Origin of the sequence: Blautia sp. HCP3S3_C12 (genome assembly GCF_052064155.1) — a bacterium.
Lineage (GTDB): Bacteria > Bacillota > Clostridia > Lachnospirales > Lachnospiraceae > Blautia_A.
The window spans coordinates 1-22,625 of sequence record NZ_JBQHWC010000029.1; the positions used below are offsets into that span (position 1 = coordinate 1).

Here is a 22,625-nt window from a genome sequence, read left to right on the forward strand (position 1 = left end):
TTCATAACAACCATCCTTTCGTTGATGAGAATAGTATATCACATATTTAGTTTAAAATATATGGTACTTATTTAATTTATGTTATACTAGTTTTGCAATGGAATGCGAAAAGGAATCGAAGGGAGCGTATTTATATTTCCTATGATTCTACGAAACAGAAGAAACGTATTATCAAAAAAGAGCAGATGCAGCAGCACCTACTCTTTGTAGTGTTAATATTCACCAATGTCGAACAGCTCGTCAAAGGTTATCTTCAGATTCGGAAACATAACCAGATGTAAATCTTCTTTATTCTGGGTTGTGACAGTCTTATAAAGATACGGATAACCAGTGCCATCTTCTTTGAAATCGAAGAGATAAATCTCTACAGATTTTTTTCTCCAGTCAACGATCCAATACTCAGAGACACCGACCTTGCAATAAATATCCATCTTTTCATGTCGATCATATTCTTCTGTGGCATTGGACAAAACTTCCATCACAAAGCGGGGAATGCCAGTGAAAGAAATGTTCTTACGGTCTCTCAGGTTACAGATGATTGATACGTCAGGAATGATTACTTTATCATCATTTTCACGCCATTCATACTGAACACCATCACCAAAGACACGACATAAGCTGTCTTTGATTTGGCTGCCGATCTTGATAACAAAGTTATTGATAACCATAGAATGTTCCAGGTAAGTTTTACTTAAATCTTCAATTGGTAGTGCATTACTCATATTGCCGCACCTCCTTGATATGTTGATATAATTATAATATTTTGCAAGATGTTAGTCAAGGATATGAGCTGCTGAAAGAGAGTGCAGATGAGTCTGAGAAATATAAGGCCTGTCACTGTTGTGTAAACGGTTGACAGATGGAATTTCCAATGATAATATAAATTCATTCGACATAAAAAATATTCAGTTGTATTTTTTATATATAGATGTGTGAAAAAACAGTATAAAATACGACAACAGGAGGGAAAAAGATGGAGAACGAAACAGTTTCCAAAAATTTTATTGAGAATATTATTGATAAAGATTTAGCAGAAGGTGTTTATGACACCGTGCATACGCGTTTCCCGCCGGAACCGAATGGATATCTTCATATCGGTCATGCGAAATCTATTCTTTTAAACTATGGTCTTGCACAGGAATATAACGGCAAGTTCAACATGCGTTTTGATGATACAAACCCGACCAAAGAAAAGAGTGAGTTTGTAGAATCCATCAAGGCAGATATCAAATGGCTTGGTGCAGACTGGGAAGACAGACTGTTTTTTGCATCTGATTATTTCGGACAGATGTATGAAGCAGCTGTAAAGCTGATCCAGAAAGGCAAAGCCTATGTATGTGACCTGACTGCAGATCAGATTCGCGAATACCGCGGAACTCTTACAGAGCCAGGTAAAGAAAGCCCATATAGAAACAGAAGTGTAGAAGAGAACCTGCAGCTTTTCGAAGAGATGAAAGAGGGCAAATATGCAGACGGAGAGAAAGTGCTCCGTGCCAAGATCGATATGGCATCTCCGAATATGAATATGCGTGACCCGGTTATCTATCGTGTTGCTCATATGACACACCACAGAACCGGTGACACATGGTGCATCTATCCAATGTACGATTTCGCTCATCCTATCGAAGATGCCATTGAGGGAATCACACATTCTATCTGTACCCTAGAGTTTGAGGATCACAGACCGTTGTATGACTGGGTTGTAAAAGAACTGGAATATCCGCAGCCACCGAAGCAGATCGAGTTTGCAAAACTGTATCTGACAAATGTAGTTACAGGTAAACGTTATATCAAGAAACTGGTAGAGGAAGGCATCGTAGACGGATGGGATGATCCGCGTCTGGTTTCCATCGCAGCACTGCGCCGCCGTGGATTTACACCGGAATCCATTAAAATGTTTGTGGAGCTCTGTGGTGTATCTAAGGCAAACAGCTCTGTTGACTATGCAATGCTTGAATACTGCATCCGTGAGGACCTAAAACTGAAACGTCCACGTCTGATGGCTGTTCTTGATCCGATCAAGCTTGTGATCGATAATTATCCGGAAGGTGAAGTAGAATATCTGGAAGCTCCGAACAATATGGAGAATGAAGAACTGGGAACCCGTAAAATACCGTTTGGCAGAGAACTCTATATTGAGAGGGAAGACTTTATGGTAGATCCGCCTAAGAAATATAAGAGAATGTTCCCAGGTACAGAGGTTCGTCTTATGAACGCATATTTCGTAACCTGTACAGGATATGAAGCTGATGAAGATGGAACTGTACGTGTTGTGCATTGTACTTATGACCCTGCAACAAAGGGTGGCAATGCACCGGATGGCAGAAAAGTAAAAGGAACCATTCACTGGGTGGAAGCAAGCCAGGCAGGAAAAGCAGAAGTACGTCTCTATGAGAATATTGTAGATGAGGAAAAAGGCGTATATAATAAAGAGGATGGTTCTCTGAACGTAAATCCGAATTCTCTGACAAAAGTTACCGCATATGTAGAGCCTGCACTTATGGAAGCAAAAGGCTATGACAGCTTCCAGTTTGTAAGAACAGGATTTTTCTGTGCAGATATCCATGACTCCAAAGAAGGTGCTCCGGTATTTAACCGCATTGTATCTCTGAAGAGCTCATTCAAACTGCCGAAAGCCTGATAAGGAATGTGCTTCATAGTAAGAACTTAAAGTTGAAATAACTATTATATAATGAAATAGCTATTATATAAATAAAACGGATCAATCTGAATAGTATCAGACGGATCCGTTTTTTTTATGTTGTTATGTTATTCTGCGTCAATATCTGCTTTAACGTCAGCTTTGGTATCTGTTTCAGTATCCTGAATAGTGCCAGTTTTTACATCATCAGAGCTTTCAGCCTCTTCGTCAGTTTCGGCATCATCAGAGCTTTCGGCCTCTTCGTCGGTTTCAGTGATGTCACCCTGGTCTAAATCAGCGTCCCAGGATTCGAAATCTTCAGCACTTTCCTGCGGAGCTTCTTTTTCCTCTTCTTCATCGGAGTCAAAGGCGATATCAAATGCATCGTCAAAATCCTCTGTAAAATCCTCATCTTTTGTATGAGGATGTTTTTTTATGATTACTGCTGCCACTGCACCGGCTGCTGCCGCGGTCAGGGCACCTACTGCTACAAATCCCCAATATTTATTAAGCTTTGCCATAATAATACTCCTTTCTGATATTAGTCAATTCGCATATGAATAAAGATATTTTAATACATTTCTGTCAAAAAGAAAAGGGGTAAGTTTTGGCTTGTTCACGATCCGACAAAAAGCAATAAAAATCGGTTGCGTCAGAGAAAGATACAAGGTATACTATGACAGGAAAGAAGAGGATACATTATGAGAAAAATTATTTTGGCATCTGCTTCCCCGAGAAGACGAGAGCTGTTGACTCAGGCAGGAGTGACCTTTTCAATCATACCTGCTCACGGAGAGGAGAAGCGGACTTCGGATGAGCCGGGAGAGGCAGTACAGAAGCTGGCTTTTGATAAGGCAGCATCTGTGGCAGAAGAGCTTGGGGAATGCGAGGAAAAGACACTGGTCATCGGTTCGGACACAGTTGTGGTTTTTCAAAACCGCATTCTGGGCAAGCCGGCAGATGAGGAGGATGCAGTTCATACTTTGCAAAAGCTTCAGGACAATACACATCAGGTGTATACGGGAGTGACGGTACTGGAGAAAAAGCAGGGACAATGGATAGAACATACCTTTTATGAGAAAACAAATGTGGAATTTTATCCGGTGTCTGAGAATGAAATCAAGGCTTATGTATCTACCGGAGAACCTATGGATAAAGCCGGAAGTTACGGAATCCAGGGCAGATGGGGAATTTATGTAAAGGGAATCTGCGGTGACTATAATAATGTGGTGGGACTGCCTGTGGCAAGGCTTTTCCATGAAATGAAGAAGCTGGGAATCTCCCTTGTGGATTAAAATACAGACAGAATAAAGAGGATGATACAAAATGATAAAAGCAGGTATATTTGATCTGGACGGAACTCTGGCATATACACTGGATTCCATGGCATATATTGCAAATGAGGTAATGAAGAAGCTGGGACTTCGCCCTCTTCCTCTGGATAATTTCCGCTATTACTGCGGAGAGGGTGCGGATATGCTGGTGCGCAGGGCGTTGAAGGATGCGGGAGATCCGGAGCTGGTTCATTATGAAGAAGCACGGAAAATGTACAGAGAGAGGTTTGACGAAGACCCGCTGTATAAGGTGACCAGGTATGATGGAATGCAGTCAACGGTAGAGGAACTGAGAAAAAAAGGAATGAAGCTAGCTGTATGCTCCAATAAACCCCATCCAGCAGCACTGAAGGTAATGGATTACCTTTATCCGGGAATTTTTGACCTGGTGATTGGACAACAGGAAGGAATCCGCCGTAAACCTGCACCGGATGCACCGCTTCTTGCAGCAAAGAAGCTTGGGGTAAAGCCGGAAGAGTGTATGTATATCGGGGATACCGGTACAGACATGCAGACTGGCAAAGCGGCTGGAATGTTTACCATAGGTGTATTGTGGGGCTTTCGTGACCTGGAGGAACTTAATGCCAACGGAGCTGATCTGGTGGCAGAGAAACCGACAGATTTATTAAAGATATGTGAGGAATACCAAAATGATTAAACTGATCGCCAGTGATCTGGACGGAACCTTACTTTTGAACAAGGCCCAGACCCTGCCAGAGGATCTTTTTCCTTTGATCAGGGCACTGAATGAGCTGGGAATCCGGTTTGTGGCAGCCAGTGGACGCCAGTATCCCAATATGAAGAGATTGTTTGCACCGGTTGCTTCGGATATTTCTTTTATCTGTGAGAATGGCGCACTGGCAGTGGAAAAGGGTCAGGTTCTTTATCAGGATCGATTTGATAAAGAATTGGCAAATGAGATTCTTACTGCAATTATAGAAAAAAAAGACGCAGAATTCACCTGTTCTGCTAAGGATTATCATTATCTCATGCCAAAAACAGAAAGCTTTCGCCATTATATGGTGGATCTGGTGAAAAATGAGTGCAGGATCATAAACAGTCTGGATGAGATCACAGAACCTATTATGAAGCTGGCGGTATATGAATCTGCCGGTCTGACAGATGAATATGTACGTTACTGGACTGGACAGTTTGGACAGAGATGTACAGTAGTGACATCAGGCAATGACTGGGTGGATTTTATTCCTTTTGGTACGAACAAGGCGAAGGGAATCCGGGAGTTCCAGGAAAAATATGAAATTTCCCCAGAGGAGTGCATTGCATTCGGAGACGAATATAATGATATAGAGATGCTTAAGGCAGTGAAATATGGCTTTGCCATGGCACATTCAAAGGAGAAGGTGCGGGAATCGGCGGCATTCACTGCAGACCGGGTACAGGATATCCTGAAAAAGGTGATCAGGGCGAAAGGAAATATGGAGGGGGTAATTTAAAATGTACACAGAAGAATGCATCAACACATTTCTGGAAAAGCAGGGACAGCTTTTTCCGCAGCCGGTGGCGGAGTCTTTTGAGGAAGCAGAGGCTTTTCTGGAGGACTGCATGGCTGCAATGGTAGATTCTATTGACGAAGTGAGGGAATACCTGGATGACATGGGAGCTGATGTAGAAGGCATGTCAGACGAAGAATTGGAAGAGGCCAGTGAGGTATTTGCACTTCCGGACGGAAAATATCTTATTGTGGAAGGCTGAACAGAAATTTGATATAGAATAAATAAAAAGAGGAAGAAGCTATTTCAAAGAGCGGTTCTGCAAAATAGAACTATGCAGATTGAAACAGCTTCTTTCATTTATGCACAGAAGCAATATGAAATATGCGAATTACATTTGGAAAAACCACAGTGTTATAATAACACTGTATAAAGAACTGCCGATCAAAAATAAAACGGTAGTTATAAAAAGATATATAAATGATAAATAAAAGGAGGATGGCACATGAGGAAAAAAAGAATTCTTGCAGTGCTGATGGCTGTGCTGATGATCGTTACCCTTCTTCCATCCATGGCTTTTGCAGCGGAAGCCGGAGAGCTTGGAGGCAAGCTGAAGGTAAAGGGACTGCCGGCAGTGGGAACAGTACTGAGTGCAGATTATTCCAAGGTGACTCCTGAGGGAGTGACAGATGATGATGTTATCTTTTCCTGGTCCAGACAGACCGGAGAGAAGGAGCTTACCCAGGTAGGTACAGAAAAAACTTACACAGTGACTCAGGATGATCTGGGCTATGTGCTGGTGCTGGATATCACACCGGCAGAGAAGTCAGAATTTACCGGTAAACTCCAGGCTAAGACTCTGGAGGTGACAGCTACTCAGGAGGAAGCCCAGGCTGTTGCTGATAAGAAGGCTCAGGAGGAGCAGAATACAGAAGCCCAGCTGGAAGGCTCTGAAGAGGATGCGGAGTCGGAAGATGCTGAAGATGTCCAGCAGACAGAGGATGACAATACAGAAGGGGCAGTTCTGGCTGAGGAGAATGAGGCAGAGTCTCCGTCTCAGACAGAGGAAGATGATACACAGAATCCGGAACAGACAGAGGAAATGCAGATTTATACCCAGTCTGAGCTTCAGCCTGACGGCACAGAGAAAACTACAGATAAAACAGAGGATGTTCAGGAGACAGAAGCGCCGGAGGATGCAGAGAACACGGATGATGTGGAAAATGCACAGCAGGAGTTGTCCTATGAAGCAGTAGCTTCTGTAGAAGGTCAGGAAAATCCGGTGTGTGATTTTGGAACTATCCGGGCAGAATCCGGAGATAATGAATCCCAGACAATGTTTGTAGATATCAAAAATACCGGAACAGGTGCTCTGAATTTCAAGGCGATCAGCCCGGAGCATTTTATGGTAGCGGACATAGAGGGGCCTCTGGCAGCAGGAGAGTCTGTCAGTGTATGGATTCAGCCAAGGAAGGAACTGGAGAAAGGTACTTATGATGATACCATTACCTATGAGACGGAAGAGGGGGCTGAGGTTTCCTTTGAAGTGAAGGTTGTGGTGGAAGCGGAAGAAGAACCTGTTCTTGAACCTGATGATTCTGAAGCTCCTGATGATTCTGAGAATCCGGAAACTCCGGACAATACGGAGGAACCAAGTGCAGAACTTGGAAAGTTATCTATATCCACAGATCCAGCGGTACTTTCCTTTGCTGATCTGACAGAAGGCTATACACAGATCAGTGAGAGCCAGACAGTTACTGTGACGAATACAGGAGATGAGACAGTTACATTGAAACTTCCGGAGTCGGAACATTTTGATATTGCACCGGTAGATACACAGGCGGTATATACTCTGGAGAAAGGAGCATCCTGTAGCTTTCTTGTTCAGCCAAAGGCAGGATTAGTCCAGGGTGATTACAGTGATACACTTGTTTTTGGAATTGAAGAGGATGAGAGTGCTGTGGCTCAGGCAGAGGCCGGAGTCAGTGTAAAAGCAGAGGAGAAGACACAGGTTTCTCTGAAAGCAGATCCTTCCGAGATTATTTATGACCCGATGGAGGAGGGATATAATACTCCGGAGTATGTGTATCGGATTACGCTTACTAATACTGGAAATGCAGCAGTGGATCTGACTCAGCCGCAGGCTCAGTATTTTGAAATCGGAGAGCTGTCTGCAACACAGCTGGATCCCGGAGCAGAAGCAACCTTTACTGCAGTGCCAAAAACCGGTATGACAGCAGGTGAGTACAGCGAATCTGTTCAGGTTACAGCCACAAATACAGACAGTCAGATTTCTGCAGTGGCCGATATCAGTGCTTCATTCAGTGTGACAAAACCGGCATGTAGAATTACAGGAATCCAGAATCCTTCCCACGTGAAGGGAGCAAAGAATGGTGTAGAGAAATCTGCTAAGGCATTGGGACTTCCTTCAAAGGTAGTTATTAATACTACAGAGGGGGAAATGAAGGCGAAGGTAAAATGGAATGTGAAGGAATGTACGTATGATCCATCTGTAAAGCAGGAGCAGACCTTCAAAGTGAATGGAACGGTAGTGCTTCCCGATGGAGTTGAAAATCCAGATCAGATCAGCCTGATCACAGCTGTAAAGGTAACTGTAAAAGCCGGACGTACTGCGCAGATTGCGGATCCGGCAAATAATAAGATCACAGGAATCAGTGCTGACGGATATACCACTCAGTCCAAGATTACATTTACAGCGGTAGGTGCAGGAATGGACAATGAAAGCCCGGGAAAGGGAGATGTGCGTTATGTTCCGGATCACTGGACAGTCATCAATACAAACAGCTGGAGCCAGGCTCCGTATACAGCTACTTTTGGAATTACCAAAGAAGGCACATATAATCTGACTGTTGTATTTAATGCTCAGCAGTATGATGGTAAAAGCTGGAAAAATACGGGAAAACAGGATACAAAGCAGGTAAGCTTTACGATTTCACAGCCAAAGGTTGTAATTACAGCTACTCCTACTCCTGTGCAGCAGAATCCGGCTGCTAATCAGAAGAAGGCAGTGCAGACCGGAGATACCACCAATATCATGCCGTTTGTACTGATTCTTGCCATTGCAGCAGGTGCTATTGTGGGAGTTGTAGTTTACAAGAAAAAGAAAAAATAAATAGGTAAGACAGTTAAATGTCAATGAATTATTAGCACTCATTTTAAATGAGTGCTAATTTTTGCTTGACTTTTAGACCATAAGGTATTACTATATCTTTCAGAGTTACAGAAAATCTAAAAGATATAAAAGGAGTGTGGACAGCATGGCTGTAAAACATGGAAGTTTGTCAATTAACAGCGAAAATATTTTCCCGATCATTAAAAAGTGGCTGTATTCAGACCATGATATTTTTGTAAGAGAGCTGGTATCCAATGGATGTGATGCCATTACCAAGCTGAAAAAGCTGGAGGTAATGGGCGAATATACATTTCCGGAGGGATATAAGCCGGAGATTCAGGTAATCGTAGATCCAGATGGAAAAACTCTGAAATTTATTGATAATGGTATCGGTATGACTGCGGATGAGGTAGAGAATTATATTACTCAGATCGCTTTTTCCGGTGCGACTCAGTTCCTGGAGAAATATAAGGATAAGACAACAGATGACCAGATAATCGGTCATTTTGGACTGGGATTCTATTCTGCATTTATGGTGGCAGATGAAGTACATATTGACACCCTTTCCTATACAGAGGGAGCGACACCTGTGCACTGGTCCTGCGATGGCGGTACAGAGTACGATATTCAGGAAGGCAACAAAACGACTGTTGGAACAGAAATCACACTTTTCCTTAATGAAGACTGCCTGGAATTTGCCAACGAATACCGTATGCGTGAAGTACTGGAGAAATATTGTTCCTTTATGCCGGTAAATATTTATCTTTCTAAAGCAAACGCACCTCAGGAATATGAGACTATAGATGAATCAGAATTAAAAGATGATGATGTAGTGGTAGAGCATATTCATGAGGATGCTAAAACTGAAGAAAAAGAGAATGAAAACGGAGAGAAGGAAGTAGTTGAGATCTCTCCTGCAAGGGAAAAAGTGAAGATCAATAAACGTCCGGTTTCTCTCAGTGATACCAATCCGCTTTGGATGAAGCATCCCAATGAGTGTACAGATGAGGAGTACAAAGATTTCTACCGTAAAGTATTTATGGACTACAAGGAACCGCTGTTCTGGATTCATCTGAATATGGATTATCCGTTTAACTTAAAGGGAATTCTGTATTTCCCAAAGATTAACACAGAGTATGATTCTATTGAAGGAACCATTAAACTGTACAACAATCAGGTATTTATTGCTGATAATATTAAGGAAGTTATTCCTGAGTTCCTTCTCCTGCTTAAAGGCGTGATCGATTGTCCGGATCTCCCTCTGAACGTGTCAAGAAGTGCACTGCAGAATGATGGATTTGTCAAGAAGATTTCTGAGTATATTTCAAAAAAGGTAGCGGATAAGCTTACCGGAATGTGCAAAACAGACAGAGAAAGCTATGAAAAATACTGGGATGATATCAGTCCGTTTATTAAATATGGTTGTATTAAAGATACCAAATTTGCAGAGAAGATAGGTGATTACGTACTCTTTAAGAATCTGGATGGTAAATATCTTACTCTCAAGGATTGCATAGAAGAGAATAAGAAGACAACAGAGACAGCTGAGAAAGCAGCAGATCAGACTGAGTCAAAAGAGGCTGATGCAACAGCAGACACAGACAAAGCAGAAGAGAAAGAGCCGGAGAAGACAACAATTTTCTATGTAACGGATGAAATCCAGCAGAGTCAGTATATCAATATGTTTAAGGAAGCCGGCAAGGACGCCGTGATTCTGAAACATAATATTGACAGCCCATTTATTTCCAGCCTGGAGCAGAAACATCAGGATGTACAGTTTAAGAGAATTGATGCGGATCTGACAGAAGAAATGAAGGGTGAGGGTACTGCTGACGAAGCGACCGCCAAAGAACTGACAGAGCTTTTCCGTAAGAATCTGAATAAGGATAAACTGGAGGTTCATGTAGAGAATCTGAAGAATGAAAATGTATCTGCAATGGTTACCCTTTCCGAAGAAAGCCGCCGTATGCAGGATATGATGAAAATGTATGGAATGGGCGGTATGGATCCGAATATGTTTGGCGGACAGGAAACACTGGTACTTAATGCGAACCATCCACTGGTAAAATATTTGGCAGAAAATAAGGATTCAGATAAAGCCCCTGTAATCTGTGAACAGCTTTATGATCTGGCAATGCTCAGCCATAAGCAGCTTTCACCTGATGAAATGACAAAATTTGTACAGAGAAGCAATGATGTGTTGATGATGCTTACAAAATAATGTGCAGTGATTTTGTGGTTTACTGTCCGTTGGGGAGAGTAGAAGCAGTTTTGTGAAAAATTACGATAGTCCTGGAAAAGTTTCGAAACATGGCGAAAAAACATGGAGAGAACAACCGGGACTATCGTTTTTAGTACTTTTATATTGACAAATGGCGTATAAATTTTTATCATTAATTTGCTGGTATTTTAATAATTGTATATGATTTCTCTTTATAAGTGACAATATTTCCGAAAAACTGAGTATGTCGTAAAAACGCTAAAGGTGTATTACAAAAAATGCAAAAAGGACGACTGTCCAGTTAAGGAGGAAAAAAATATGAGTGAAGTGTATGGACTGATCAGAAAATTGGGAGCGACATCTAAATATAAGGGATATTATTATGTCGCGGAAGCGGTGAATATGGCGAAAGAACTGCAGGAGCGGCCGATGAAGATCACAAAGGATATTTATCCTATTCTGGCAAGAAAATACAGGTCAACACCATCTAATGTGGAACATAATATCAGGACATTGGTAAATATCTGCTGGATCAATCACAAAGAAGATCTGGAACTGATCGCAGGATGTTCCATGGAGGATAAACCTACAAACAGTGAATTTATTGATATTCTGGCATATTATCTGAATAAAACAGAGGAAATGTCAAAATAGCAGGGACTTATAGTCTCTGAAACGGAATATGATTTCCTTCAAGAAATCTGCACAGCATGTCGTCCCAGAGATGTTCGGACTTTTTGTCCAGGGAAAAGGAGGAGTAGGAAACGCCGGCGGTACATAACAGAGATTTGCTTTTGTACTGAATGTTAAGATAAAAATTACATACTGAGGTTGTGGATTGTCTTCCCAGATTCTTCAAAAGGCTCTGTGCCTGAAAAGGAGAGAGCTGGAACACGATTTTGAAGTTCAGTGGTGTGCGCTTACCGCGGATGATGGAAAAACAGTAAGGTTTGACATCGCGCCACAGGGAATATTCCACAGCTTCTTTTTTATATTCCTCTACAGTGTCTGTGTCAAAAAAATCCTGCTGGAGATGTCCGTCAATGGTGAAGGTGTTAAATGTAGTGACGGAAGCTTCAACCAGAGAAAAATTGTCAAATACTTCACCGATAAGCAGTTTATTCATAAAATCCTTAACATCTGAAATAGTTAATGCAAGCATAGAAATCCTTTCATGACTCCTGAAATTACTCTGTTGTCAGTCCTGTAATATCTATAGACATTACAGGTTTGGACAGAATTGTAGGAGTATTTTATTATTATAAAACAGATTGAAAAAAAAGAACAGAGTTTTTGAGAAAAAGGCTTTTCAAAAGGAAAACAGTATGATAAGATATATCTGGTATTCGAAACTACATATAATGGAAAAGAGGACGATATAATTGAGATATAAGATTGTCATAGATAGTTGTGGAGAACTTTTGGATGAATGGAAACAGGATGAGCATTTTGAATCTGTTCCACTGACGTTAATGGTGGGAGCAGAACAGATTATAGATGATGAAACATTTAAACAGGGCGAATTTCTGCACAAGGTAGCAGAGTGCCCGGAGTGCCCAAAATCAGCATGTCCTTCTCCGGAGAGATATATGAGAGCCTATGACTGTGAGGCAGAGCATGTATATGCGGTTACATTGTCAGCAGAGCTGAGTGGCTCTTATAATAGCGCACTTCTTGGGAGAAACCTGAGTCTGGAGGATCATCCGGATAAAAAAATTCACGTGTTTAATTCCAGATCTGCTTCCATTGGTGAGACATTGATCGCACTGAAGATTCAGGAATGTGAAGAAAAGGGAATGAGCTTTGAGGAAGTAGTTTCTACAGTGGAACACTATATTTCAGGACAGCATACATTCTTTGTTCTTGAAAATTTGGAGACATTACGTAAGAATGGAAGATTGAGTAAGGTAAAAGCACTGGTTGCCAGTGCTCTGAAGATTAAGCCTGTAATGGGATCTACAGAAGAGGGAACAATCTGTCAGCTGGATCAGGCCAGAGGAATGAACCGTGCCCTGATTAAAATGGTTGAGCAGGTGATTGAAAAAACTGCAGATAGTGCGGATAAGGTTTTAGCAATCAGTCATTGCAACTGCCCGGCCAGAGCACAGGTGCTCAAGGAAGCATTTCAGGAGAGAATGAAGCTTGCCAAAGTTGTCGTATTGGACACAGCAGGTGTCAGCTCCATGTATGCTAATGACGGCGGTGTGATTGTTGCAGTGTAATATGTGAAAAAACTGTGTCAAATTCAACCAATCAGGATTCTCTATTTCATTTTAGAAAAAGATGTGCTATAATTGTTTAGCCGATGAAAGGAAATATGAGAAGCAAAGGAGATACATCATGAGTCAGAAGAAAGTTGATGCCTATAAAGCTAGGAAGAGCACACGGGGAAGAGCAGATAAGAAGGAAAAAATGATGTTTACCCTGGAAATGTTTGCCTGGGCATTTATATGTGTTGTAGTAGTTGCCTGGATTGGATATTCTGCATATGTAAAAGTGGCAGGAACCAAAGCAGAGGTCGTACAGAATACCGTACTGGATACCAGTGCGCTGGATAATTATATTTCTGGTATTGATACTGATGAGGATGCAGACACTACAGAAGAGACTGCAGATGAGACAGATGCTGCTGATACAACAGAGGATGAGAATGCAGAGGCAGCAGACGATACTACAGCCACAGAGGATACAGCAGATGACAGTGCAGAGACTGCAGATGATACTGCGGCAACAGAAGAGACTGGAGATTCTGCAGCAAAATAATAAATGAGAATAAAAAAATCCCCCGGAAGATCCGGGGGGTTTTTTTGAGGTCTATCCGTGTTAAAAGTGCGGAATTCAATCCTCTTACGTTAACGGAAATTATAAATTATAATTTTGTAACGTTTGCAGCCTGCATGCCACGTGCGCCTTCTGTTAAGTCGTATGTTACAGCCTGGCCTTCTTCAAGGGATTTGAATCCTTCACCATTGATAGCGGAGAAATGTACAAATACGTCTGCACCGTCTTCACCAGTGATAAATCCGTAACCTTTTTCTGCGTTGAACCATTTTACAGTTCCCTTGTTCATGTTGTTACCTCCATAAAAAATAAAAAAGTTAAAAAGCTTCTGGCAAAAAAAATCACCAGATTTTACAGATTATATGAAGTAATATAATCTCTAAAAACCAGTGATTATATAATTTGATAATCCAGATATGAACTGATTATATATCCCGTATTTTAAAATGTCAAGCATAAAACAAAATGTTATTGTTTATTGATTTTAAAAGGGGAAAAAAAGACTTTATTAAATAGGCAGTTTCGTGTATTATGTATATTAGGCATGCTATAATGTTGACAAGATCCATTCAAGATACATTGTAAGTAAATAATATATTGAAGTGATGAAGGGAGAGAATTACATGGGGATTCTTATTCGTGGCGGCCGTATCATAGATGCAGCAACCGACACTGATAAAATCGGTGATATTTATCTGGAAGACGGAATGATCAAAGAGATTGGCGATCAGCTGACAGCGAAAGAAAAAAGTGACAGAGTGATCGATGCAAAGGGCTGTCTGGTTATGCCTGGTCTGATCGATCTGCACGTACATTTCAGAGATCCCGGACAAACACAGAAGGAAGATATAGAAACTGGTTCACGGGCAGCAGCCAGAGGCGGAGTGACTACAGTGGTAGCTATGCCAAATACTTCCCCGGTGATCGACGGACCGGACCGTGTAAACTATGTACATAATAAAGCAGCCCAATTGTCCGGTATCCATGTGCTTCAGGCCGGAGCTATTACACAGGGAGAGAAAGGACAGGAGCTTTCTGATATAGAGGGAATGGTAAAGGCGGGAATTCCTGCTCTTTCTGAGGATGGCAAATCTGTTATGAATTCTTCTCTGTGCAAAGAAGCTATGGAAATTGCCAGAGATCTGGATATCCCTATCTTTGCACATTGTGAAGACATTGATCTTAGAGGAAAGGGCTGTATGAATGATGATGAGAATGCAGTCAGACTGGGATTGCCGGGAATCTGCAATGCAGTGGAGGATGTGATCGCAGCCAGAGATATTCTGCTTGCCAGAGAGACCGGTGCCAGACTTCATCTGTGCCACTGCTCTACAGAGGGAGTAGCCAAAATGATGAAGATGGTGGAGAAAGAGGGGCTGAAAAATATCACAGCCGAAGTGTGTCCGCATCACTTTATACTTACCTCAGATGATATTAAAGAAGATGATCCGAATTACAAAATGAATCCGCCTCTCCGAACACAGAAGGATGTGGATGCATTGATTGCAGGCCTGAAGGATGGTTCTTTTCAGGTGATCAGTACAGATCATGCACCTCATACAATGTCTGATAAGGCAGGTTCTATCCGTAATGCAGCATTTGGAATAGTGGGAATTGAAACCAGCTTTGCGTTGACTTATACAGCACTTGTAGATAAAGGTATTCTTACATTAAAACAGCTTGTGGAAAAAATGAGCTGGAATCCGGCGCAGATATTAAAGATCGAGCGGGGAACTCTGCAGGAAGGACATCCGGCAGATGTGATCATTGCAGATGTGGATCACGAATATGTTATTGATAAAAATGAATTTGCATCCAAAGGACAGAATACCCCGTTTGACGGCTGGAAGGTAAAGGGAAAGATTCTCTGTACCATCAGTGATGGAAAAATTGTATATCAGGATAAATTATAAAACAGATATCAGGAGGAAAAACCATGATTAACAAACTTGTTGAAAAAATTCAGAAAACAAACGCACCTATCGTAGTGGGACTGGACCCTATGCTTAATTATATCCCGCAACATATCCAGGATAAAGCTTTCCGGGAACTGGGAGAAACTCTGGAGGGTGCAGCCGAAGCAATCTGGCAGTATAATAAGGGGATTGTAGATGCAATCTGTGATCTGGTACCTGCAGTGAAACCACAGATTGCCATGTATGAGCAGTTTGGAATTCCCGGAATGATGGCATACAAAAATACAGTAGATTACTGTAAGGAGAAAGGTCTGGTAGTGATCGGCGATATCAAACGTGGTGATATCGGTTCTACTTCTGCAGCTTATGCAGTAGGTCATTTGGGCAAGGTGCAGGTAGGAAGCAAGAAATATGCAGGCTTTGACGAAGATTTTGCCACAGTAAATCCATATCTGGGTTCTGATGGCGTGAAGCCATTTATTGATGTATGTAAAGAAGAAAATAAGGGTATTTTTGTACTGGTAAAAACTTCCAATCCTTCCAGTGGAGAATTCCAGGACAGAATGATTGACGGACGTCCTCTTTATGAGTGGGTTGGCGAGAAAGTTGCCCAGTGGGGCGAGGAACACATGGGAGACAGCTACAGCTATGTAGGTGCAGTAGTAGGTGCTACATATCCTGAGATGGGGAAAGTTCTCCGTAAGGTTATGCCAAAGGCTTATATTCTGGTTCCGGGATATGGGGCACAGGGCGGCAAGGGCGCAGACTTGGTACACTTCTTTAACGAAGACGGACTGGGCGCTATTGTGAATTCTTCCCGCGGAATTATTGCGGCATACAAGCAGGAAAAATATGCTTCTTTTGGAGAACTGAATTATGCAGATGCTTCCCGTCAGGCTGTTAAAGATATGATTGAAGATATCAGTAGTGCGTTAAACAACCGCTAGGAGGTCTGCTATGAGTGAGAAAAAAAGAGAAAACTGTACAGTTGTAAGTCAGGAATGTATTGCTGCAGGTATTTACAGTTTATGGATCCAGACTGAAAAAATTGCAGCAGATGCGAAACCGGGACAATTTGTTTCTATGTATACAAAGGATAAAACAAAGCTTCTCCCCAGACCGATCAGTATCTGCGAGATTGATAAGGAACAGGGGCGACTTCATCTGGTATACAGAGTGACAGGAGAAAATACAGGTACAGAGGAATTTTCACGTCTGCAGCCTGGAGATACCCTGCCTGTGATCGGACCTCTGGGAAATGGCTTTCCGGTAGAAAAAGCAGAAGGCAAGAGAGTGTTCCTTATGGGAGGTGGTATTGGTGTTCCTCCGATCCTGGAGCTTGCCAAGGAGATGAACTGTGCAGTGAAGCAGATTGTAGTCGGATATAGAGATTGCCATACTTTCCTGCGTGAGGAATTTGAGGCAGCAGGGACTTTATACATTTCTACAGAAGATGGCAGTGTGGGTACAAAGGGAAATGTTATGGATGCGATCAGGGAGAAAAAGCTTCAGGCAGATATGATTTATGCCTGTGGACCCACTCCTATGCTTCGTGCGATTAAGCAATATGCCGAAGAAAATAATATTGAATGTTATATTTCTCTTGAGGAACGTATGGCTTGCGGGATTGGCGCCTGCCTTGCCTGTGTTTGTAAATCCAGAGAGAGGGATGCTCACAGCAATGTGAATAATAAAAGAATCTGTAAGGATGGTCCTGTATTTCTTTCTACGGAGGTGGAAATCTGATGAATATGAGCGTAAATATTGCCGGCGTAGAATGGAAAAATCCGGTAACTGTAGCATCCGGAACCTTTGGCTCCGGAGAAGAATTCTCTGAATATGTGGATCTGAACAAATTAGGTGCGGTGACTACCAAGGGTGTGGCAAATGTCCCATGGGCCGGAAATCCTACACCCAGAGTAGCTGAGGTTTATGGTGGTATGATGAATGCCATTGGCCTGCAGAATCCGGGAATTGATCTTTTCTGTAAAAGAGATATTCCGTTTTTAAAAAAATATGATACCAAAATAATAGTTAATGTATGTGGCCATGCACCGGAGGAATATCTGGCTGTGGTAGAACGTCTGGCAGAGGAACCTATTGATATGATGGAAATCAATATTTCCTGCCCAAATGTAAATGCCGGTTTCCTTGCATTTGGACAGGATGCCCGTCATGTAGAGGAGTTGACTGCCCAGATTAAGAAAATTGCCAAACAGCCGGTGATCATGAAACTTACCCCTAATGTGACAGACATCACAGAAATTGCCAAGGGAGCAGAGGCTGGCGGAGCAGATGCAGTTTCTTTGATCAATACTCTTACAGGTATGAAGATTGACATTAACAGAAAGACCTTTGCACTGGCAAATAAGACAGGTGGTGTTTCGGGACCGATTGTGAAACCGGTCGCAGTGCGCATGGTTTATCAGGTGGCGCAGGCTGTGAAAATACCTATCATTGGTATGGGCGGTATTTCCTGTGCTGAGGATGCGATTGAATTTATTCTTGCAGGCGCCAGCGCAGTGTCTGTGGGAACTGCCAATTTCCACAATCCTGCAGTTACCATGGAAGTGATCGATGGAATAGAAGCTTATATGAAGAAGAATGGCTTTGAGTCAGTTAAGGATATGGTTGGTATTGTAAAATAATGTAACTGTGAAGAACTGTACAGCTGCAAAAATGAAATTCAGGAGGTACAAAATGGAACAGTATAAAAAAGAATTTATTGAATTTATGGTAGACAGCCAGGCGCTGAAATTTGGCGAATTCACTCTGAAAAGTGGAAGAAAATCCCCATTTTTTATGAATGCAGGAGGATACGTGACAGGTTCTCAGTTAAAGAAACTGGGAGAATACTATGCACATGCTATCCATGACAAATATGGCGATGACTTTGATGTGCTTTTCGGACCTGCATACAAAGGAATTCCGCTGAGTGTAGTTACAGCCATTGCTTTCAGCGAATTATATGGAAAAGAGATCCGTTATTGTTCAGACCGTAAAGAAGAGAAGGATCACGGTGCTGACAAGGGAAGCTTTTTGGGAAGCAAACTTCAGGATGGCGACAGAGTGGTAATGATCGAGGATGTTACTACATCAGGAAAGTCTATGGAGGAGACAGTACCTAAGGTAAGAGGAGCTGCCAATGTAGAAATCGTTGGTCTTATGGTATCTCTGGACCGTATGGAAGTAGGCAAAGGCGGTGTAAAATGTGCACTGGATGAAGTACATGATCTGTATGGATTTGAGACCAATGCGATCGTTACCATGGCAGAGGTAATTGAGCATCTTTACAATAAAGAATATAAGGGTAAAGTGATTATTGATGATACATTAAAGGATGCTATTGATGCATATTATGCGCAGTATGGTGCAAAATAAGCAAATGAGCAGGGAGGAATGACCATGAACGAAAAACTTTATAAAACCATGTCTTCCACAGGTGCATGCAGTCTGGCAGTGGGAATTATCATACTTGCCACAGGAATAACTGCCGGTATTATGATGATCATAAATGGTGCAAGACTGCTGAAGAAAAAATCTGAAATACTTTTATAGTTGGTAATGTTGCCGTCTGGCAACATATCCGTTTAGACTGTAAAGCCGCGCGGAAACCGGATGTATACGTTCCGTTCGGCTTTTACGTAGAAATAGGGGCAAATAAAATTTTGAAAAAAGAAACAAAACATATTATCAGGGGACTGGGGCTGGTTTCTTTTACTCTGTATGTACTGGCATTGGTTTATTTCCTCTTTTTTTCGGAAAAATATGGAAGAGCAGTTGTGACAGAACAGGAATTCAGATATAATCTGGTACCTTTTGTGGAAATACGGAGATTCTGGGTATACAGAAAACAGCTTGGGTTTGCAGCAGTATTTACGAATCTGGTGTGCAATGTGGCAGGATTTTTACCCTTTGGATTTATTCTGCCTGTTATTACAGAAAAAATGCGAAGTGGTCTTCTGATCACTCTGGCAGGATTTGGATTAAGCCTGACGGTGGAGGTGATTCAGCTGATAACCAGGGTAGGATGCTTTGATGTGGATGATATGATTCTAAATACAGCAGGAGCAGCACTGGGATATCTGCTTTTTTTTATCTGTGATCATCTGAGGAGAAAGATTTATGGCAAAAAGATATAGATATGCTTTTGTGAAAAAACAGGAAGCCCGAAAGGGAAAACTGTCCACAGGACTGGCGGCAGCTTCATTGGTTCTGTTTTTGGCAGCAGTGATGCTGGCCTGTGTATTTGATGGTAAAATGGGATATATTGTAGGAGGCATCAGCCTTTTTGCAATGCTGCTGTCTGTGTATGGTTTTATTATGGGGCTGCTGAGTTTTTCGGAAACAGGCAGAAATCATCGTACCAGTATGATCGGATCTATTTTAAATGGTATGATCATGATTGGTTGGTTGGGGATGTATCTGCTTGGAATGACTAATATTTAAGGAGATGAAGATTTGGACGAATGGGTTATGGAACGGTATAAACTGGCGAAGGAAAGAATCGTACAGATACCTGAAGAAAATATAGTAAAAATGCCATATCAGGATTTTTTTATAAAAGAGGCAGAATTTCTACAGAAAGTAATTTCTGTGATGGATGAAAATCAGGAGCAGGATAAGACTTTGGGGGAGCTGCAGGCACAGAACTATGAACTGTATCAGGATGTGCTTCCGCAGAATTATGAAAAGTCCTATGGAAATCCTGTTTATGCACAGAAAATGCTGGGAGAATATGGAAGAGCTTTTACTTTCCTTTATACAGAACTGCATGGAAGCATTGGCTATGCTTTTGAAAAAAAAGTCTGGGATATTACAGTAGGTCTGGAACTTTTTCTGGAAATGTATTCTGCGTTTTCGGAAGAGGAACTGCCGGCTGAGAAGCAGGTGAGAGAAATCCTGCTTTCCTATGTGAATGATTATTGCCAGGATATGGTAGAGACCAGGATCAGGGAAGGGGTTGACCCGGAAGAAGATTTTGCTGTAAATATTATTATGAAATCTGATCTGAATGATCTGCGATATCTGTACAGATTTGGAGAATACATCTCAGAGAGCCAGCTGGAGACTGCCAGATTTTTAAACTCCATGTCCCAGGAAGAAATAGACAGTATGGCAGGTACTTATACAGAAGGGTACCGTATGGGCTTTGTTACAGGCAGAAAAGATATCAGGAAGAAGAAGACAGTAAATATCCGTTATGAGCTGGGATTTGAACGTATGGTTAAAGCTGCCATACTGCAGTTTGAGGAAATGGGACTGAAGGCTGTGATCTATCGTCATGCACTTCATGCAGTGAACAAAAGAAGTCAGAATCGTGTTGGTTTTACAGGTGCAGTTGCCAATCCGCAGTTTGATTATGACCACAGGCAGGATAGTGCTCTGTTTATGGATTCTGATTTTGTTAAACGCAAGCTTCGCGCAATGCAGACCTCCTATGATGAATATGCAGACCTGGCAGAGGTTCATGGTGGTCCTGCAGTGATCGAGACTTTTGGGGAGAAACCATTTTCGCCGGTGAACAAGGAAGAGTGCTGGACCTTTAGCGAAGCACAGCAGAAATTACAGGTGGAGCTGGATAACGAATCCGGGCAGATCGTGAATCGATATATTAAAGGTGAAGAGAGAAGCTTTACAATTATTGCTTATCCCATCCCTGAAATTGGAGAAAATTTCCAGGACATTTTCCGCGAGATTGTAAAAATTAATACATTGGATTATAAAAAATACCAGAAAATCCAACAGACTATCATTGACACTCTGGATACCTGTGAATGGGTGGAAATCAAGGGAAAAGGAGATAATGAGACAGATTTGCTTATCCATCTTCATACCCTTACAGATCCTCAAAAACAGACAAATTTCGAGAACTGTGTGGCAGATGTGAATATACCGCTGGGAGAAGTGTTTACATCTCCGGTGCTGGCAGGAACCGGCGGTATCCTTCATGTTTCCAAGGTATATCTTAATGGCTTGCAGTTTTGTGACCTGAAACTGGTATTTGACTGTGGCCAGGTTATTGATTATACCTGCAGCAATTTTGATACTGAGGAAGAGAATCGGAAATATATTGAAGATAATATTCTGTTTCATCATCCCAGACTGGCTATGGGAGAGTTTGCAATCGGTACCAATACCACTGCCTATGTGGCAGCACAGAAATATGATATTGCAGACAAATTACCGATTCTCATTGCAGAGAAAATGGGACCTCATTTTGCAGTGGGAGATACTTGTTACAGCTGGGCTGAAGATACACCTGTATATAATCCTGACGGCAAGGAGATTATCGCCAGGGACAATGAGATCTCAGAGATGCGTAAGGATGATGTAAGTCTGGCCTATTATGGATGTCATACGGACATTACTATTCCTTATGATGAGCTGGGAAGTATCTGTGCAGTGGATGATGACGGCGATATGCTTCCTGTCATTGAGGACGGACGATTTGTACTGCCGGGTACAGAAGCATTGAATGAAGCTTTCGGAGAATTGTAATTTTTAGGTTACTGACGTTATCTTTGTTGACAGAACCGGAGAATCTTAGTAGAATCTACCATTAGAGAGAGTTGAAAGCAAATATCTTTCTAACGAATGAAGCATCTAAAGAGAAAAGGAGAATAATTATGGCAAAAGTAGGAATTGTGATGGGTAGCGACTCAGATATGCCGATCATGAGCAAAGCAGCAGCTATTCTGGACAAGCTTGGAATTGATTATGAAATGAAAATTATTTCCGCACACAGAGAACCGGATGTATTCTTTGAATATGCGAAAACCGCTGAGGAGAAAGGATTTAAAGTAATTATTGCCGGAGCAGGAATGGCAGCACATCTGCCTGGAATGTGCGCAGCAATCTTCCCAATGCCTGTAATTGGTATTCCCATGCACACCACCTCACTGGGAGGCAGGGATTCCCTTTATTCTATTGTACAGATGCCATCCGGAATTCCGGTAGCTACCGTAGCGATTAACGGTGGAGCGAATGCAGGACTTCTGGCAGCAAAGATTCTGGCAACTTCAGACGCAGAGCTTCTTGACCGGTTAAAAGCATATAGTCAGGAACTGAAGGAGCAGGTAGAGGCAAAGGATGCCAGACTGCAGGAAGTGGGATATAAGAATTATTGATCAATAATGAACTGAAAA

24 protein-coding genes are annotated in these 22,625 nt (G+C 42.0%); 20 read left to right on the plus strand and 4 right to left on the minus strand.

Annotation, left to right across the window (positions count from 1 at the left end; translation table 11 throughout):
• Window positions 1-212: 212 nt before the first annotated feature.
• Window positions 213-722: a Uma2 family endonuclease gene (locus tag ACTNDS_RS15885; RefSeq protein ID WP_441036763.1), complete on the minus strand. Its 510-nt coding sequence runs from the start codon at window positions 720-722 to the stop codon at window positions 213-215.
• Window positions 723-973: 251 nt separating this feature from the next.
• On the opposite strand from ACTNDS_RS15885, the gene ACTNDS_RS15890 reads away from it, so the two are divergent.
• Entirely contained in the window at window positions 974-2,641 is a 1,668-nt protein-coding gene (locus ACTNDS_RS15890) for a glutamine--tRNA ligase/YqeY domain fusion protein (RefSeq protein WP_019161076.1), read from the plus strand.
• A 128-nt stretch (window positions 2,642-2,769) separates the two neighbouring features.
• Here ACTNDS_RS15890 and ACTNDS_RS15895 read toward each other — a convergent pair whose 3' ends face one another.
• Complete coding sequence (locus tag ACTNDS_RS15895; protein WP_441036764.1) at window positions 2,770-3,162, minus strand: hypothetical protein; 393 nt, start codon at window positions 3,160-3,162, stop codon at window positions 2,770-2,772.
• A gap of 180 nt (window positions 3,163-3,342) precedes the next feature.
• Here ACTNDS_RS15895 and ACTNDS_RS15900 point away from each other — a divergent pair, with 180 nt between their 5' ends.
• From ACTNDS_RS15900 to ACTNDS_RS15930, 7 genes are all read left to right on the plus strand, one after another.
• Window positions 3,343-3,936, plus strand: a complete 594-nt coding sequence (locus ACTNDS_RS15900) for a Maf family protein (RefSeq protein ID WP_441036765.1) — start codon at window positions 3,343-3,345, stop codon at window positions 3,934-3,936.
• Window positions 3,937-3,967: 31 nt separating this feature from the next.
• The gene (locus tag ACTNDS_RS15905) at window positions 3,968-4,633 is read left to right on the plus strand and encodes an HAD family hydrolase (RefSeq protein WP_441036766.1); all 666 of its coding nucleotides are present in this window, start codon (window positions 3,968-3,970) and stop codon (window positions 4,631-4,633) included.
• Window positions 4,626-5,429 carry an HAD family hydrolase gene (locus ACTNDS_RS15910; protein WP_441036767.1) on the plus strand — a complete coding sequence of 268 codons (804 nt, stop codon included), beginning with the start codon at window positions 4,626-4,628 and terminating at the stop codon, window positions 5,427-5,429. The genes ACTNDS_RS15905 and ACTNDS_RS15910 overlap by 8 nt, the downstream gene beginning before the upstream one ends.
• Before the next feature lies 1 nt (window position 5,430).
• Window positions 5,431-5,688 carry a glyoxalase gene (locus ACTNDS_RS15915; protein WP_173743728.1) on the plus strand — a complete coding sequence of 86 codons (258 nt, stop codon included), beginning with the start codon at window positions 5,431-5,433 and terminating at the stop codon, window positions 5,686-5,688.
• Window positions 5,689-5,931: 243 nt separating this feature from the next.
• Window positions 5,932-8,559 (plus strand): LPXTG cell wall anchor domain-containing protein, encoded by a 2,628-nt coding sequence (locus ACTNDS_RS15920; RefSeq protein WP_441036768.1) that lies wholly within the window; start codon window positions 5,932-5,934, stop codon window positions 8,557-8,559.
• Between the two features lie 145 nt (window positions 8,560-8,704).
• Entirely contained in the window at window positions 8,705-10,780 is a 2,076-nt protein-coding gene (gene htpG / locus ACTNDS_RS15925; RefSeq protein ID WP_441036769.1) for a molecular chaperone HtpG, read from the plus strand.
• A gap of 318 nt (window positions 10,781-11,098) precedes the next feature.
• Entirely contained in the window at window positions 11,099-11,434 is a 336-nt protein-coding gene (locus tag ACTNDS_RS15930; protein ID WP_441036770.1) for a sporulation initiation factor Spo0A C-terminal domain-containing protein, read from the plus strand.
• A 7-nt stretch (window positions 11,435-11,441) separates the two neighbouring features.
• Here the strand turns inward: ACTNDS_RS15930 and ACTNDS_RS15935 are convergent, their stop codons facing one another.
• Window positions 11,442-11,942 (minus strand): DUF5721 family protein, encoded by a 501-nt coding sequence (locus ACTNDS_RS15935; protein ID WP_441036771.1) that lies wholly within the window; start codon window positions 11,940-11,942, stop codon window positions 11,442-11,444.
• A 220-nt stretch (window positions 11,943-12,162) separates the two neighbouring features.
• Between ACTNDS_RS15935 and ACTNDS_RS15940 the strand changes: the two genes are divergently transcribed.
• Together ACTNDS_RS15940 and ACTNDS_RS15945 are read left to right on the plus strand one after the other, a co-directional pair.
• A complete protein-coding gene (locus ACTNDS_RS15940) occupies window positions 12,163-13,002 on the plus strand; it encodes a DegV family protein (RefSeq protein ID WP_441036772.1) in 840 nt (279 codons plus the stop codon).
• A 118-nt stretch (window positions 13,003-13,120) separates the two neighbouring features.
• The gene (locus ACTNDS_RS15945) at window positions 13,121-13,543 is read left to right on the plus strand and encodes a hypothetical protein (protein ID WP_303242406.1); all 423 of its coding nucleotides are present in this window, start codon (window positions 13,121-13,123) and stop codon (window positions 13,541-13,543) included.
• A 106-nt stretch (window positions 13,544-13,649) separates the two neighbouring features.
• Here ACTNDS_RS15945 and ACTNDS_RS15950 read toward each other — a convergent pair whose 3' ends face one another.
• Window positions 13,650-13,850: a cold-shock protein gene (locus tag ACTNDS_RS15950; RefSeq protein ID WP_008705499.1), complete on the minus strand. Its 201-nt coding sequence runs from the start codon at window positions 13,848-13,850 to the stop codon at window positions 13,650-13,652.
• Window positions 13,851-14,184: 334 nt separating this feature from the next.
• Between ACTNDS_RS15950 and ACTNDS_RS15955 the strand changes: the two genes are divergently transcribed.
• The 10 genes from ACTNDS_RS15955 to purE all read left to right on the plus strand — a co-directional run bounded on the left by ACTNDS_RS15955 (window position 14,185) and on the right by purE (window position 22,607).
• Complete coding sequence (locus ACTNDS_RS15955; protein WP_441036773.1) at window positions 14,185-15,474, plus strand: dihydroorotase; 1,290 nt, start codon at window positions 14,185-14,187, stop codon at window positions 15,472-15,474.
• Window positions 15,475-15,497: 23 nt separating this feature from the next.
• Window positions 15,498-16,424 (plus strand): orotidine-5'-phosphate decarboxylase, encoded by a 927-nt coding sequence (pyrF, locus tag ACTNDS_RS15960; RefSeq protein ID WP_019161089.1) that lies wholly within the window; start codon window positions 15,498-15,500, stop codon window positions 16,422-16,424.
• 10 nt (window positions 16,425-16,434) lie between these two features.
• Window positions 16,435-17,223 carry a dihydroorotate dehydrogenase electron transfer subunit gene (locus ACTNDS_RS15965; protein WP_441036774.1) on the plus strand — a complete coding sequence of 263 codons (789 nt, stop codon included), beginning with the start codon at window positions 16,435-16,437 and terminating at the stop codon, window positions 17,221-17,223.
• The gene (locus tag ACTNDS_RS15970; protein WP_173743735.1) at window positions 17,223-18,125 is read left to right on the plus strand and encodes a dihydroorotate dehydrogenase; all 903 of its coding nucleotides are present in this window, start codon (window positions 17,223-17,225) and stop codon (window positions 18,123-18,125) included. The genes ACTNDS_RS15965 and ACTNDS_RS15970 overlap by 1 nt, the downstream gene beginning before the upstream one ends.
• A gap of 52 nt (window positions 18,126-18,177) precedes the next feature.
• The gene (pyrE, locus tag ACTNDS_RS15975; RefSeq protein ID WP_441036775.1) at window positions 18,178-18,858 is read left to right on the plus strand and encodes an orotate phosphoribosyltransferase; all 681 of its coding nucleotides are present in this window, start codon (window positions 18,178-18,180) and stop codon (window positions 18,856-18,858) included.
• Between the two features lie 24 nt (window positions 18,859-18,882).
• Window positions 18,883-19,035 carry a hypothetical protein gene (locus ACTNDS_RS15980; RefSeq protein ID WP_303242403.1) on the plus strand — a complete coding sequence of 51 codons (153 nt, stop codon included), beginning with the start codon at window positions 18,883-18,885 and terminating at the stop codon, window positions 19,033-19,035.
• 110 nt (window positions 19,036-19,145) lie between these two features.
• Window positions 19,146-19,619 (plus strand): VanZ family protein, encoded by a 474-nt coding sequence (locus ACTNDS_RS15985; RefSeq protein WP_441036776.1) that lies wholly within the window; start codon window positions 19,146-19,148, stop codon window positions 19,617-19,619.
• Complete coding sequence (locus ACTNDS_RS15990) at window positions 19,603-19,926, plus strand: DUF6142 family protein (RefSeq protein ID WP_441036777.1); 324 nt, start codon at window positions 19,603-19,605, stop codon at window positions 19,924-19,926. The genes ACTNDS_RS15985 and ACTNDS_RS15990 overlap by 17 nt, the downstream gene beginning before the upstream one ends.
• A gap of 27 nt (window positions 19,927-19,953) precedes the next feature.
• Window positions 19,954-21,978, plus strand: a complete 2,025-nt coding sequence (locus ACTNDS_RS15995) for an aminopeptidase (protein ID WP_441036784.1) — start codon at window positions 19,954-19,956, stop codon at window positions 21,976-21,978.
• Window positions 21,979-22,106: 128 nt separating this feature from the next.
• On the plus strand, window positions 22,107-22,607 hold the full coding sequence (purE, locus tag ACTNDS_RS16000) for a 5-(carboxyamino)imidazole ribonucleotide mutase (protein WP_019161096.1): 501 nt from the start codon (window positions 22,107-22,109) through the stop codon (window positions 22,605-22,607).
• Window positions 22,608-22,625 lie beyond the last annotated feature (18 nt).